This is a genomic window from Allobosea sp. RIT-PG3_2 (assembly GCF_057321085.1).
Genome location: NZ_JBXWCA010000002.1, coordinates 555,258 through 570,318, shown reverse-complemented (window position 1 = coordinate 570,318; position 15,061 = coordinate 555,258). Strand labels below are relative to the sequence as shown.

Here is a 15,061-nt window from a genome sequence, read left to right as displayed (position 1 = left end):
TTGAGCGCCGGGCAGGAGGCAGGATGTCAGCACTATGTCCGCTTTCCGCGTCGCCATTCAGGTCAAGGCGGGTCTCGGCAGGATTAATCCGAATGTGCACTGCAGCATCCGCGATTGCGGCAGAGCGTCATGTCGGCCCGCCGGGGAAGTAGCCCTTCCTCGCCCGCGCCAGGAAGAAGGCCCCCCAAAGCGCCCTTTGAGAACGGCGGCCTTGCGGCAAAGCTGCAGGCCTCTTCTTGCGCATGATTGCGACCCGTTGGAGTTTCCACATGCAGAAACGCATTCTCGTCACAGGTGGCGCCGGCTTCCTGGGTTGCCATCTCTGCGAGCGACTGGTCGCTCAAGGCCACCAGGTGCTGTCGGTCGACAACTACTACACAGGGCGCCGCGAAAACCTGAGCGGGCTTCTCGGCCAGCCGCTGTTCGAGGCGGTGAGGCACGACGTCACCTTCCCGCTCTATCTTGAGGTCGACGAGATCTACAATCTCGCCTGCCCGGCCTCGCCGGTGCACTACCAGCGCGACCCGGTGCAGACGACGAAGACGAGCGTGCTCGGCGCGATCAACATGCTCGGCATGGCCAAGCGGCTGGGCATCCCGATCCTGCAGGCCTCGACCAGCGAGATTTACGGCGATCCCGACGTCCACCCGCAGGTCGAGGATTATCGCGGGCTCGTCAGCATCAGCGGGCCCCGCGCCTGCTACGACGAGGGCAAGCGCTGCGCGGAAACGCTGTTCTACGACTACAACCGGCGCCATGGCGTGGCCATTCGCGTCGCCCGCATCTTCAACACCTATGGCCCCCGCATGAATGCGGAAGACGGGCGTGTCGTCTCCAACTTCATCGTCCAGGCGCTGAAGAACGAGCCCATCACACTTTATGGAGACGGGCAGCAGACGCGGGCCTTCTGTTTCGTCGACGATCTGGTCGATGGCCTGATGCGCCTGATGAACGTGACGAAGCCGCTGGATAGCGCGGTCAATCTCGGCAACCCGGTCGAGACCACCATGGCGGAGATCGCGAACCTGATCGTCTCGATGACGGGCTCGCGTTCCGAGATCGTGTTCAGGCCCCTGCCGCAGGACGATCCGAGGCAGCGCTGCCCCGACATCAGCAAGGCGCAGGAGCTGCTGCACTGGACACCCAAGGTTCCGCTACAGGAGGGCCTGCGGCGCACGATCGCCTATTTCGAGGACTGGCTGTCGCGGTCGCGCGATCCGGTGCGGCGGATGGAAATCGCGAGGGCCGGCTGATGACGTCGGAGCCCTCCCTTCCTCACGCGCGCATCATGGGCGTCAACGTCAGCGCCATCAACATGGCGGATGCCCTGCGCACGGTAGAGGACTGGATCGGCCGGAAGGCGCAGCATTTCATCTGCATCACCGGTGTCCACGGCGTGATCGAGAGCCAGTCCGACCCGGCGCTCATGGCGATCCATGAGCGTGCCGGCCTGGTCACCCCGGATGGGATGCCGCTGGTCTGGATGGCCCGCAAGCTCGGATATCGCGATACGGAGAGAGTCTACGGCCCCGATCTCATGCTGGCGCTCTCGGCGCTCTCGGCCGAGAAGGGCTATCGCCAGTATTATTTCGGTGGCGCTCCAGGCCTCGCGGACCGTCTTCGCGACTGTCTGACCACGCGTTTTCCAGGCCTCGCCGTCGCGGGCACCCTCTCGCCGCCGTTTCGAGCCGTCGCACCCGACGAAGACGATGAGATGGTGCGCATGATCAACGAGGCCAAGCCGGACATCGTCTGGGTCGGGCTCAGTACGCCGAAGCAGGAATACTGGATGGCCGGACATGTCGGGCGCATCGATGCGCCCGTCATGATCGGCGTTGGCGCCGCTTTCGATTTCCTGGCCGGCACGAAGCGCCAGGCGCCGCCCTGGATGCAGCGAAACGGGCTCGAATGGCTGTTCCGGCTGATGTCGGAGCCGCGGCGCCTCTGGCGTCGCTACGGCAAGATCGTGCCCCAGTTCATGGTCGGCGCCAGCTTGCAACTGCTCCGTGAGAAGAATGCTCCGGCAGCTACTCCTAAAAGCTAGCCGATCTCAATAGAGGTATAATTCAGTTTTACCACTGCTAATGGAAACTGAAAATCGCTAACACCGAAACTCAATTCTTAGTGGAGCGATGTAATGTCTAGCAAATCCGTGTTGGTTACCGGCGCCGGCGGCTTTATCGGCTTTCATCTCGTGAATTATCTGAAGAATAAGGGCTACAAGGTCAGAGGCGTCGATATCAAGGAGCCCGACTACGAGGACAGCTCGGCGGATGAGTTCAAGCTCCTGGACCTCCGCGAGATGGAGAATTGCCGGGAAGCCGTCTACGGCATGGACGAGGTCTACAACCTCGCCGCAGATATGGGCGGCATCGGCTACATTTCTGGGGCGCATGCCTCCATCACCTACAACAATACGATGATCAGCGCCCAGATGCTCAAGGCGGCGCATGATGCCAAGGTCGAGCGTTTCCTTTTCTCCTCCTCGGCCTGCGTTTATCCGCAGCACCTGCAGGATGTGCCTTCGGTCGTGCCTTTGAAGGAGGCGGATGCCTTCCCGGCCGATCCGGAGCCCGGATATGGGCTGGAGAAGCTCTATACCGAGAAGCTGTGCGAGTACTTCACCGAGGATTACGGTTTCCAGACCCGGCTTGTCCGCTTTCACAATGTCTACGGGCCGCTCGGCACCTATGACGGCGGCAAGGAGAAGGCACCGGCAGCGATCTGCCGCAAGGTCGCGCATGCGGCCTCCGGCGACACGATCGAGGTCTGGGGCGACGGCAAGCAGACCCGCTCCTTCATGTATGTCGACGATTGTGTCGAGGGCATCTTCCGCATCATGCGATCGGATTACTCCGGGCCGCTCAATCTCGGCACCGATGAGCTGGTCGATGTCAGCGGGCTCGTCGACATCGTCGCCGAGATCGCCGGCAAGACGATCAACAAGCGCTTCAACACCAACCGCCCGCAGGGCGTGCGCGGTCGCAACAGCGACAACACCCTTCTGCGTGAAGTGCTCGGCTGGGAACCGCCGATGCATCTGCGGCAAGGGTTGGTTCCGACCTATCGCTGGATCGAGGCCGAGGTGAAGGCCGGGGGCATCGAGCGTCACATCATGCCCCAGGTGGAGCCCATGATCGCTGCGCAATAGATCGCGGCGCGTCCTGCGGGACGCACGCTGTCGATCCAACTCATTGTTGCAGCGCCAAACTCTCCCGAAAAGCGGAAATCCGCTTTTCGGTCTGGTGCTCCGGCGGTTCGGTTCTCCTTACCGCGCGATATCACGGGAGGCTGCCATGCCGGATATCATCACCACCGCGGTATCGCCTGCCATCGCCATGCCGAGGCCGGACTATCGGGTGGGCTCCGGCGTGGCTCCCGCGACGCGCCGGCTGCTTGTCGCCGCTGCCTTGCTGGTCGGTGATCTTGCCACCCTGACGATCGTCATCGGCATTCTGCAGTTTGGCGCCCGCATCGGCGGGTTCGGTGCGGACACCGCCATGCCCGGGCTGATGGTCGTCTGGCTCCTGGCCCTGTGCGGGGCACAAGCCGGCTTCGGCCTCTACGGCTCGGAACGTGCCGAGCCCGTCGACCGGCTGCGCCGGCGTACGCTCGGCAATGCCATCGCCGCGATGGTCGTGATCGCCTGGGTGTTGATCGGGGAACGACCTGCCCCGCTGATCGGCATGGTGGCCGCTGGATCGCTGCTGGCCATCGCGCTCGGTTATTATGTCGAGATGCTGGTCCGTGGCGCACTGCTCAGGAGCGGGCTCTGGGCCGCCCCGACGGTCCTCTATGGAACCAGGGCCGCCTGCGCGGCGCTTGCCCGCCACCTGGCGCTGCGGCCGGAGCTCGGGTTGAGACCGGTCGCGATTCTCACGGATGACGACGGCGAGTCGCTTGTCGAAGCCGGCCAGGCGGCCGGTCTTCCCGTCATCACCTGCGGACAGGCGAACATCATTTCGGAGCGGATCGAGGTCGCTCTATGCGCTTCGGGCGATTTGCCTGCCGAGAAGGCGGACTGGCTGGAACGCCTGCCGTTGCGCCAGATCTTCGTCGTCCACGACGCCTCGGCGCTTGAAATCCTGACCCCCCGGATGCGTGTCATGGGCGGGCTGCTCGGCTTCGAGCGGCGCAGCGCGATTCACATCCCCCGCAACCTGCGCCTGAAGCGGCTGGTGGATCTCGTGCTCGGCATACCGCTCGCCATTCTGGCCACTCCGGCGATCATCGTGCTCGCATTGGCCGTGAAGGCTGTCGATCCCGGGCCCGCCTTCTACGCCCAGCCGCGGATCGGCCGAAACGGGCGCATCTTCAAGGTCTACAAGCTCCGCAGCATGTTCTCCGATGCCGAGGCTCGCCTGGCGGCCCATCTCGACGCCGATCTCACGGCGCGACACGAGTGGGAGCGGTTCTTCAAGCTGACGCACGATCCGCGGATCCTGCCTCGCATCGGACAGTTCATCCGCCGCTCCAGCCTCGACGAGCTGCCGCAGCTCTGGAACGTGCTGCGCGGCGAGATGAGCATCGTCGGACCGCGACCCTTCCCGGCCTACCACAATCAATGCTTCGACACGGCGTTCCAGGCGCTTCGGACCAGCGTCCCGCCGGGTCTGACGGGATTGTGGCAGGTGACCGATCGCAGTGACGGCGATCTCGCGATCCAGAAGCGCCAGGACAGCTTCTACATCCATAACTGGTCGTTCTGGCTGGATTTGTACGTGCTGCTGCAGACCGTTCCGGCAGTGCTCATGGCGCGCGGGGCGAAGTAGCGCGGCGCAAAGGCCCAATCGGGCTGCCTCCGCGGAAGCGGGCAGCCTCAGTCGTCATCCAGAGACACGAAGCAGGCGGGACAAGCGACCATGGATTTCTTCAGCGAGATGAGGGCTCCTCGCCAGTCTCAGGCGCTCTCCCGATATTACGATGCCGCGACCTTCGACTTTCTCTCGATGCTCTGGCGGCGGCGTGGGCTGATCCTCGGGGTCACCTGCGGAGCCGTGCTGGTTGCCGCGCTCGCTCTGGTGGTCATGCCGCGTCGCTATGCCACCGATCTGGTCCTGCAATTCGACTTCACGCGCGATGATACGGCGGGAGGGGGAGGCAAATCGAGCAGTGTCGCGCTCGAGGCTTCGACGCTCGTGGAGAGCGAGGCGCGGATCATCCGCTCTCTGGCGACCGCGCGGGCCGTGGTATCGCGGCTGGGGCTCGACAAGGTATCCGAAAAGCCGGCCTCCTCCTTGTCCAGTCTCGTTGCGGGCGGCGTCGACCTGGTCTTCCCGCCCTGGGTCCGTGAGACCGCCCGCGAGTTCGTGGGCCTGGGCGGGTCGACGAGCCCGCCGGCGTTGCGCGATGTCGTCGCGCAGGGGCTGCTGTCGTCGCTGACGGTCGGCAACGATTCGAAGGCGTATCTGGTGACGCTCACATATCGCGATACCGATCCGGATCGCGCTGCGCTCATCGTCAATGCCTTCGGCACCGAATATCTGCGGCGGAAGATGGAAGCGAGCACGAGCGCCTCGCAGCGCTCCAGCCAGTGGTACGGGGTGCAAGCGCAGGAAGCGCGCATCAACCTGGCGCGGATCGAGAAGGAAATCGAGGAGTTCCGCGTCCGGACCGGCTTCGTCGAGCTCGGGCAGGACGGCGCCGACATGCAGCAGCAGCAGCTTCGCGACGTGCTGACCCAGATCAACGCCGCGTCGGCGACACGTCTGGCGGAAGAGATGCGCCTGCGCCGGGCGCAGGAATCCATCGCCGCCGGCAACGTTCCGCAGGCGACGGACCTCGGCGGATCTCCAGTGGTTCAGGCGCTCCTGGACGAGGAGGGCAAGGCGCGCAGGGCTCTCGACGAAATGATCAGCATGGCCGGCGATCGCCACCCCGCAGTCACGCGGCTGCGGCTGACGCTCACTTCTGTGCAGGACCGCCTGAAGAAGCAGCTCGCCCAGTCCGTGGCCAATATCGAAACCGACGTCCAGGCAGCCCGTGCCACGGAAACGGCGCTTTCGGCACGCGTCGCGACACTCCAGACGAAGTCGATCGAGGCGCGAGGCCTCGAGGGCCAGTTGCGGACCTTGCAGGCGGAGGCGACGGCCGCGCGCGACCGCGTCAAGCAGTTGTCCGATGCGCAGCAGCAGGCCAGTGCCGTGAGCGAGCTGAGGCCGGTCATCGCGCAGATCCTGGCTCCCGCCGAAGTACCTTCCCTGCCGAACACCCCCGGCCCGGGACTGGTGCTGAGCCTCGGCCTGCTCACCGGGCTCGCGGCCGGGGCCACGCTGTCCTTCATGCTGGAGAAGCGGGATCGCGGTTTCCGCAGCGAAAGCGAGTTCGCACTCGAGAATCACAGCAGCTGCGTCGGGCTCCTTCCCAAGCTCGAGCACTACCCGAATGGTCTGGAGAGCCTCGTCTTCGCCGAAGCGGTCAGATCGACGGTGGCGGAGCTGTTTCCTCCCACGAATCCGCCGAAGGTGGTGCTGATCACCTCTTCGGCACCGGGCGAGGGCAAGTCCTTCGTGGCGTCGGCGATGGCTCGCGTGCTGACGGTGATGGGGCAGCGGGTTCTGGTGGTCGACGGTTCTCCGCGCCGACTCCTGCTGGGCGAGAACTTCCCGCATGAGGCGTTGCTCGACCAATGCCTTCCGCAAGGCGGCGACTCAGACTCTGCGAGCGCGACCTCCATCGCCACGGTGCGGCGCGCATCCGGCCTGAGGGACGGGCAGAATGTCTATTCGAATCCGGCTTTCGAGGCGATGCTGCGCGAGGCGCGCGCGCGATATGACGTGATCCTGTTCGAGGTCGCGCCCGTGCTGCTTTCGGCCGACTGCGCCTTGCTGCGCGAGCACGCCGACACTGTGCTGCATGTCGTCAAATGGAACGACACGCTGAGGACGACCGTTTCCGCCACGCTCGACCATCTCACGCGGCTTGGGCTCGACGTGGGAGGCATCGTGCTCAACGGCGTCGATCTCGAGGAACAGGGGCGTTACAACGCGACGGACCGCGGGCAGGCCTACCGCAATTACAAATCCTTCTATCAGGCTTCGGCATGATCGGCCGCCCCGCCTCGCCTTCGCTGGCCGATGCCGATCGCCCGGCACTTCCGGCGGGCACGGGCTTCAGCTGCCGGGATTGCGGCTCTCCGGCTGTGCTGCTGCCGCGGGACCTCTCCGCCCAGGCGCTCGTGATTTGCGACCGCTGCCAGAGTCCGATCGCGACTCTGGCGGCCTTCCGGGAGTATGTCGATCGCCTGGCGGCAGGTGCCCAATGTTGCGACCATCACCTGACGATCTGCCAGATGGATGCCGGAAGGCCGGTTTCGTCCACAGGAGGGTCAGTTTTTAACGAAGAAATAATCGATTGATATAGTGTACCAAATTCGGACGGATAGTACGATCGGACTAATACCGTTTGATATAAATTCAGGTCTTTGGGTAGAACGCGATTGCCGGTCAGGGGTATCTAGGGGCTCGACCACACCGAGTGTGTTCTTGCCCTAACAGGAGACCCCTTTATGGCTAATTTCTACGTATCTACAACCGGAAACGATAACAATTCCGGACTCGATCAATCCTCAGCTTTTGCGACTCTTGAGCGTGCCCAGGAAGCCATGCGGCAGAGCGGGGGCGCCGATACGACCTACCTCGCAGGTGGTACCTACCATCTCGACAGTCCCATTCACCTGACGTCGGCCGATTCCGGCTCATCCTTCGTGGCGTCACCCGGACAGAACGCCATCGTCAGCGGCGGTACGCCGATCACTGGCTGGACCCAGGGCGCGAACGGCGTCTGGTCGGCCCATGTCGATGACGCCCAGGTCCTGCAACTGACCGTCAACGGCGTGCAGCAGGTCGAAAGCCGCTTTCCCAACGTCGATCCTTCCGATCCCATCCGAGGCGGCTGGCTCTGGGGGCAGGATCTGCCGGGTGGGGCCGATCCCAGCAAATCGCTTGCCTTCAATCCGTCGGACTTCCCGTCGGGCCATGCCCCGCAGGTCGGGCAGACGGTGACGGTGTTTTCCGAGAATGGCTACGCCAACGACCACCTGACCATCGGGTCGGTCAGCGGCAACGTCATGACCTTCACATCCGAAGCCAATTACGATCTCGGCCCTGCGAGCCGCTTCTTCGTCTCGGAGCCGGTGCCGGATGGCGTGGGCGAGTGGTCGTTCAACAGCCAGACCGGTACCGTCCTGTTCAAGGCGCCCGCCGGTTTCACGGGCGACGGCGCGGTCGCATCCTCCGATCACAGCCTGTTCGTCGTCGATGGCGCGAAGGATGTCGGCATCAAGGGCCTGACGCTGACCGACACGGCAGCGGTATCGGGCGATCCCAACACGGCAGCGATCGAGGCGCATAATGCGACTGGGCTGACGGTGGACGGGAACCATTTCGTCAATGTCGGCCTCGGTGTCGCGTTGCATGGCAGCAGCAACGGCAATGTGGTCTCGGGCAATAGCTTCGACCACATCTGGTCGAGCGCTGTCGCCCTGACGTCAGGGACCAGCGGCAACAAGATATCGAACAATGTCATCGACCACTCGAACGAAGCCTTCGTTCAGTACGGCTCGATCGACATGCAGGAATCGGCGCGCAACCAGATCGACCACAACACGATCACCAATGTGCCGCGCTTCGCCATTTCCGAGAACAACCACGATCCCGACATCGCATCCGGCGGCAATGTCATCGAGTACAACGACATCCGCCATGCCGGCCAGCAGACGCCCGATGTCGGCGCCATCTACCTGTTCTCTCACGAGGATCCCGGCGCACTCGGCGACACGATCCGCTACAACAACATCGTCGATACCGGCGGCCTCAACACGCAGGAGGGCGGGTTCGCGGAAAACTGGAGCTCCGGCATCTATCTCGACAACCTCGCGAGCAATGCGCAGATCTATGGCAACTTCATCGAGGGAACGTCCTTCAGCGGCATTTTGATCCATGGTGGATCGAATAATTCGATCCATGACAATACGCTGCTGGACAACGGAAAATACGGTATCGCGACCATCGGTGTCGACGGCTACGCCATCACCGGCAACGAGACCTACGAGAACTTCATCCAGGTCTCGAAGGATGGCAGCAACACGATCGATACCGATCAGACCAATGCGGGCCTGATCCACAACAACGTCTATTACAACCCCGATGGTAGCGAATTGACCGTCGCGGATCTCTCGCTGTCGAGCTTCCAGCAGCGCGGCGGCGACGTGGGTAGCGTCGTGACCACCCAGGCCGGCTTCGCGAATGCCGCGAACGGCGACTACAGCTTTACATCCGGATCGATGGCGCAGTCGCATGGCATCGAATCGGCTCCGTTCGAGTCCATCGGAGCAACGGGTGTGAGCTCGGCGCCGGATACGGGCACACCGGCGACGCCTCCCCCTGTTACGGCGGAGCCCGCTCCTCCCGTCACGGCGGAGCCCGCTCCTCCGGTTACGGCAGAGCCTGCACCGCCGGTTACGGCTGAGCCTGCGCCGCCCGTCACGGCAGAGCCCACGCCGCCTGCCGTCGAACCGACCCCGCCGGTAGCCGAGCTGCCGCCGCCGGTCACGGCGGAGCCCGCCCCGCCGGTCGTCGCAGAACCCGCGCCGCCCAGCGAGGAGCCATCCGCGCCGGTCGTTCCGTCAACGCCCACGACGCCGGGCGGCTGGGGGGGGCATCACGTCTCCTGGGGCGGCAACGGCGGCGGTCGCAACTGGTTCCAGGATTTGCAGGCGCAGCACGACAATCACGACCACGGCCATTCCTCGCACTGGCACTGGTAGGTCGCGGTCCCTGCCTGGCGATCCGGCTCCACGACCGGAGCCGGATCGCCGATCTTCGAGAATAATCCCGGCGGCAGCTCCTCGCCGCCCCCGCAGAGTCGGTATCCCCCGGCTCTGCCTCTCCTGAAATTCCCATCGCTGCAAGGAAACCGACGAAGATGCTTTCGCAAACGGTCCGCAGTCTGACGCCCGCATTCGCTTCGCTTTTTGGGCTTTCCTTCGTTCTCAATCTCTTCGTCTTCGTTTCCCCCCTCTATACGATGCAGATCTATGACCGGGTGCTGACGAGCCGGAACGGCACGACGCTCGTCATGCTCTCGCTGATCGTCCTTGCCTTGTTTGCGGCCTATGCCGCACTCGAGCATTTCCGCAGCCGCGCGCTCGTACAGCTCGGCCTGTGCGTGGACCGGGCGCTGTCCGAGCCGGCATTCGAGGCCGCGTTTCGCGGTGCGTTGGAGGCCAAGGGCTCGCAGCACATCTTGCCCATTCGCGATGTCGAAACCCTTCGCGCGACATTGTCCGGCAGTCTCGTGCCGGCACTGATGGATGCGCCCTGGATCCCGATCTATCTCGGCCTCTGCTTCATCCTGCATCCGGCGATCGGCCTCGTTGCCACCGTCGGCGCCGCCGCGATCCTCGGCGTCGCCCTGCTGAACGAGCGCGTCACGAAGAATTCCCTGGTTCGCGCAGCGGAACTGGGCCACGGCGCCAGCGAGCGCCTCGCCGCCTCCCTCCGGAATGCCGAAGTCATCCAGGCGATGGGCATGGCTCAGGCCATCCGCGGCGAATGGCGGCACCGGCAGCGCCGAGCGCTCGCCTACCATACGATCGCCGCCGATTGGGGCGGGACGCTGCTCGCAGCGACGAAGCTGCTGCGGCTCGTCCTCCAATGCGCCGTGCTCGGCGTCGGCGCCTATCTCGCCATCCACCAGAACATCGCGGCGGGGGCGATCTTCGCCGCCTCCCTGATCATGGGGCGGGCCCTGGCGCCGATCGAGGGCGCCGTCGGCCAGTGGAAGAGTTTCGTGTCCGCGCGAAGCGCGTTCCACCGGCTCGGAACGGCTTTGAAGCCCGCCTCAGCCGGCAGCGAGGTCATGACGCTCCCCCACCCGGCGGGCTCCTTGCGCGTCGAGGGCCTGAGCGTGCGCGCTCCGAACGGACAAGCGCTGCTTCTGCAAAATGTCTCGTTCGAGGTGGAGCCGGGTGAGGTCGCGGCAGTCGTCGGGCTGACCGGCTCCGGGAAATCCTCCCTGGCCCGGGCGCTTGTCGGTGTCTGGAACCCCGACCAGGGCGTCGTGCGTCTCGACGGCAACGACATCCGGCATTTTTCCGACGAGCAGCGCGGCCGGATCTTCGGCTACCTGCCTCAGGATGTCGAACTGTTCGCCGGCAGCGTGCGCGACAACATCACCCGCTTCGATCCCGCCGCCACGGACGATGCCGCCGTCGCCGCCGCCTCGGCCGCCTCGGCGCATGATCTCATCCAGAACTTTCCGGCAGGCTACACGACGCAGATCGGCGACGATGGGGCGATCCTGTCCGGAGGACAGCGGCAGCGGGTCGGCCTGGCGCGAGCGCTCTACGGCCAGCCCGCGCTCGTCGTGCTCGACGAGCCCAACGCCAATCTCGACATGGATGGCGATGCCGCGCTCGCCCGCGCCCTGTCGGGCCTGCGCGCCGCGGGCGCCATCGTCGTGGTGATCACGCATCGCCCGCAGCTTCTGTCCCAGGTCGACAAGATCATCCTCATGCAGAAGGGCCAGGCCGTCAGGGTCGGCCTGCGCGACGAGATCCTGCCCGTGCTGCTGCAGCCGGGCGTCGGGCCCCGCGTTCAGCCGCCTCAGCGTGGAGCGGTACGACAATTGGAGCCGCATTCCGTGGCGAGGTGGGCGCGTCGATGAAACTGTCGGTGAATATCGCGAAGAAGCTGTCGCTCCACACCACGCAATGGCGTCGGCGCCTCGAGCCCGCCCTTGTCGGGGCAAGGCGCATGATCCTGCTGGCGCGAACGCCTGCCGAAGCGGGTGGCGATTGGCGGACCCCTGTTCAGAAGGGCTACATCGTCGTCGCCGTCGCATTGGGGGCCGGAGGAGCCTGGGCGGCGACCGCCCGCCTCGACAGCGCCGTCGTGGCCCATGGCAGCGTCGTCGTGGAGAGCGACCGGAAAGCGGTCCAGCATCTCGAGGGAGGCATCGTCGAGGCTGTCGCGGTGCGTGACGGTTCCGAGGTTCGCGCCGGCGAGGTGCTGTTGCGGCTCGACGCCACGCATGCCGCCGCGCAGCGCAGCGTGGCGCGGCTCGGCGTCCTCCAGGCTTTGGGCGAGGAAGCGCGGCTTACCGCACAGATCGACCAGCTCGACCGCATCGCCTTCTCGAATGAACTGACCGAGGCCGGCGAGAGCAAGGAGGCGCGCCGGATCGTGCTCGACCAGGAACGCCTCTTCAAGGAGCGCGTCTCGGCCCAGAAGATGGAGGTCTCCATTCTGGGAGAGCGTCTGACGCAATCCCGGAAGCAATATGAATCGACCGAGGCGCAGCGCAATTCTGCGACGACCCAGGCGGCCAGCATCAACGACGAACTCACCAAGCTGCGGCCTCTCGCCGATCAGGGCTACATCGCGGCGACGCGCATCAACCCGCTGCGCCGGTCGCTGACCGAACTCGAGGGCCGCATCGGCTCGCTGAATGCGGATCTCGCGCGCCTGTCCGTGGCCAATGACGAAATCCGGCTCCAGATGAGCCAGATCGGCTTCAAGGCCGCGGAAGAGGCGTCGACGAAGGTCGCGGACTGCCGCGTCAGGCTCGCCGATGCCCGCGAGAAGCTGCGCATCGCCGAGGATGTGCTGGCGCGTGCGGAAGTCCGCGCCCCGCGCGCCGGCCGGGTCGTGGCGTCGAAGGTCCATACGGTCGGAGCCGTGGTGAAGCCGGGCGAGACCATGATGGAAATCGTGCCCCAGGACGACGATCTCGTCGTCACCGCCAAGATTTCGCCGATGGACGTGAACAGCCTGCGCCCCGGCATGGCGGCCGAGGTGCGCCTGCCCTCGTTCAAGGGACGGGCGACGCCCTTCACCGTCGGCGAGGTCAAGTCGGTAGCGGCCGATGCGCTGCGCGACGATGTCTCCCAGCAGATGGTCTATGAGCTGCGCGTCAGTGTCTCGGCCTCGGGCTTCCCCCCGAAGATCCGTTCGAAACTCAAGCCCGGCATGCCGGCCGAGGTCTTCGTGCCGACAGGCGAGCGCACCGCCCTTGCCTATCTGATGCAGCCCCTGATGGATTCCGTGCGTTCGGGCCTCAGGGAGGAGTGACGCCGGCGGCGGCTTGAACGGGCATCGGCCCGAAAACTGCCCGGAAGCGGCTGAAGATCGCGGAGGCCCGACTCTGCCGGCTGCTCGTGCCGGTGGATCGGGCCTTTTGCCGTGGCCCGGCTGTTTCCCGCTGCGTCAAGCCCTACCGCAAGGAGTAGGTCAATGGAGTGAGCTATTCGCCGAGATATGCCGCATGCTAGCTTGGCAGCTCAGCCTGGTCGGACGCGCGAATAATAGTCATTCCCAGAAATACCTGCCGTTGATCAGCGACTTCGAGGAGCGTGAATCCATGTCGCAGAAGATCATCCCCGTTGTGATGTGCGGAGGAGTCGGCATCGGCCTATGGCCGATCGCGCGCGACACGATGCCGAAGCAGTTCATCCCGCTCTTCGGTCAGGAATCGACTTTCCAACGGGCGGTTCAGCTTCTCTCCGATAAGGCGGTCTTCGACAAGCCGATCGTCGTGACCAGCTCGGAATACCGGTTCACCGTCGCGGATCAGTTGCAGGCGATCGGCGTGCAGGCCGAGATTGTGCTCGAACCCGTCAGGCGAGACTCCGCTCCCGCCGTGGCGATCGCGGTCGAGCTCGGCCTTGCGCGCGACGGCGCAGCCATTGTCGGCGTCTTCGCGGCAGATCATGTCGTGCAGGATGGCGCGCTTTTCGTCGAGACTTGCGCCAGGGCTGCCAAGGTGGCCGCACAGGGGCGCATCGTGACGATCGGGATACCGCCGACCTATCCGGCGTCGCAGTACGGCTATATCCGGCCCGGAGCGGAAATCACCGATGACGCCCGCCAGGTCGAGGCTTTCGTCGAGAAGCCCGATGCCGTGCAGGCTGCCCGCTGTCTCGCGGACGGCTATCTCTGGAATTCCGGCAACCTCATCTTCGATGCGGCCACGATGCGGGCCGAGCTCGAGATTTTCGCGCCGGGTGTCATCCGCGCGGCGCGTGAGGCCGTCGCGAAGAGCACGAGCGATCTCGGCTTCCGGGTGCTCGACACCGGCGCCTTCGCCAGGGCGCTGAAGATCTCGATCGACTATGCCGTCATGGAGCGGACGACGAAGGCAGCGGTGATCGCCGGTCATTTCGGCTGGTCGGATGTCGCCGGCTGGGCTGCGATCTGGGACCTTTCCGATAAGGGAAAATGCGGCAATGTCGTCGAAGGCAGGGGCTATGTCGTGGACGGCGCGAACAACCTCGTTCGCTCCGAGGAGGCCCTCGTCGCCGTGGTCGGCCTCGACGATGTCGCCGTCATCGCCACGCGCGACGCCATATTGGTGATGCCGAAGGCGAAGGCCGACAAGGTCAAGGACGTCGTGGCCATGATCGCGTCCAACGGCGAGGCGGAGGCCGGTGCCCATCGCGAAGTTCACCGGCCCTGGGGCAAATATCTCTCGATCGATCTGGGTTCGCGCCATCAGGTCAAGCGCATCACGGTCAAGTCCGGTGGCGTTCTCTCGCTCCAGAAGCATTTCCACCGGGCCGAGCACTGGGTCGTGGTGCGCGGCACGGCCGAGGTGACGCGCGACGAGGAAACCCTCGTCGTGCACGAGAACGAGTCGATCTACCTGCCGATCGGCTGCACCCACCGCATGGCCAATCCAGGCAAGATCCCGCTCGAGATCATCGAGGTGCAGGTCGGCTCCTATCTGGGCGAAGACGACATCGTCCGCATCGAGGACATCTACAAGCGGGTTTGAATTGATGAGCTGCTGCCGCAGGCGACGGAGCTGATGCGCGAGCGCTCATACGCTGCGCTGCGTTTGGCGGCTTTCGCCTCCGCCTGATAACGCCGCAGAAGGGCGCTCGCCGTCATCGTGAAGGTCACGGGGCTAGAGACAGCGCGGCCGTGTCGCTCTCCGCCTCCGGCGCTCGGGCCCGTGCGAAACCCCTGCCTTCTCAAGGAATCGCCTGGTTGCCGCAGGGTTGCCTGCACACCTGAACCTTGCTTGCCAACCGCCCCCGTCCTGCGGAGCTCAGCCATGA

Annotated in this window: 10 protein-coding genes; all 10 read left to right on the top strand. The window is 64.9% G+C overall.

Annotated elements, in window-relative coordinates; genetic code table 11:
- The first annotated feature begins 269 nt into the window (after positions 1 to 269).
- On the top strand, positions 270 to 1,253 hold the full coding sequence (locus AC2FAN_RS08305) for a UDP-glucuronic acid decarboxylase family protein (protein ID WP_265051312.1): 984 nt from the start codon (positions 270 to 272) through the stop codon (positions 1,251 to 1,253).
- Positions 1,253 to 2,044: a WecB/TagA/CpsF family glycosyltransferase gene (locus AC2FAN_RS08300; protein ID WP_485173366.1), complete on the top strand. Its 792-nt coding sequence runs from the start codon at positions 1,253 to 1,255 to the stop codon at positions 2,042 to 2,044. The genes AC2FAN_RS08305 and AC2FAN_RS08300 overlap by 1 nt, the downstream gene beginning before the upstream one ends.
- Before the next feature lie 93 nt (positions 2,045 to 2,137).
- Complete coding sequence (locus AC2FAN_RS08295) at positions 2,138 to 3,151, top strand: NAD-dependent epimerase/dehydratase family protein (protein ID WP_485173365.1); 1,014 nt, start codon at positions 2,138 to 2,140, stop codon at positions 3,149 to 3,151.
- 145 nt (positions 3,152 to 3,296) lie between these two features.
- Positions 3,297 to 4,772, top strand: a complete 1,476-nt coding sequence (locus AC2FAN_RS08290; protein WP_485173364.1) for a sugar transferase — start codon at positions 3,297 to 3,299, stop codon at positions 4,770 to 4,772.
- A 90-nt stretch (positions 4,773 to 4,862) separates the two neighbouring features.
- The gene (locus AC2FAN_RS08285) at positions 4,863 to 7,046 is read left to right on the top strand and encodes a GumC family protein (protein WP_485173363.1); all 2,184 of its coding nucleotides are present in this window, start codon (positions 4,863 to 4,865) and stop codon (positions 7,044 to 7,046) included.
- The gene (locus AC2FAN_RS08280; protein WP_476807175.1) at positions 7,043 to 7,357 is read left to right on the top strand and encodes a hypothetical protein; all 315 of its coding nucleotides are present in this window, start codon (positions 7,043 to 7,045) and stop codon (positions 7,355 to 7,357) included. Before AC2FAN_RS08285 ends, AC2FAN_RS08280 begins: the two co-directional genes overlap by 4 nt.
- Before the next feature lie 246 nt (positions 7,358 to 7,603).
- A complete protein-coding gene (locus AC2FAN_RS08275; RefSeq protein WP_485173362.1) occupies positions 7,604 to 9,766 on the top strand; it encodes a right-handed parallel beta-helix repeat-containing protein in 2,163 nt (720 codons plus the stop codon).
- A gap of 158 nt (positions 9,767 to 9,924) precedes the next feature.
- Positions 9,925 to 11,667 (top strand): type I secretion system permease/ATPase, encoded by a 1,743-nt coding sequence (locus AC2FAN_RS08270; protein ID WP_485173361.1) that lies wholly within the window; start codon positions 9,925 to 9,927, stop codon positions 11,665 to 11,667.
- Positions 11,664 to 13,073 carry an HlyD family type I secretion periplasmic adaptor subunit gene (locus AC2FAN_RS08265; RefSeq protein WP_476807172.1) on the top strand — a complete coding sequence of 470 codons (1,410 nt, stop codon included), beginning with the start codon at positions 11,664 to 11,666 and terminating at the stop codon, positions 13,071 to 13,073. Before AC2FAN_RS08270 ends, AC2FAN_RS08265 begins: the two co-directional genes overlap by 4 nt.
- 289 nt (positions 13,074 to 13,362) lie before the next feature.
- On the top strand, positions 13,363 to 14,775 hold the full coding sequence (locus AC2FAN_RS08260) for a mannose-1-phosphate guanylyltransferase/mannose-6-phosphate isomerase (protein WP_265051321.1): 1,413 nt from the start codon (positions 13,363 to 13,365) through the stop codon (positions 14,773 to 14,775).
- Positions 14,776 to 15,061 lie beyond the last annotated feature (286 nt).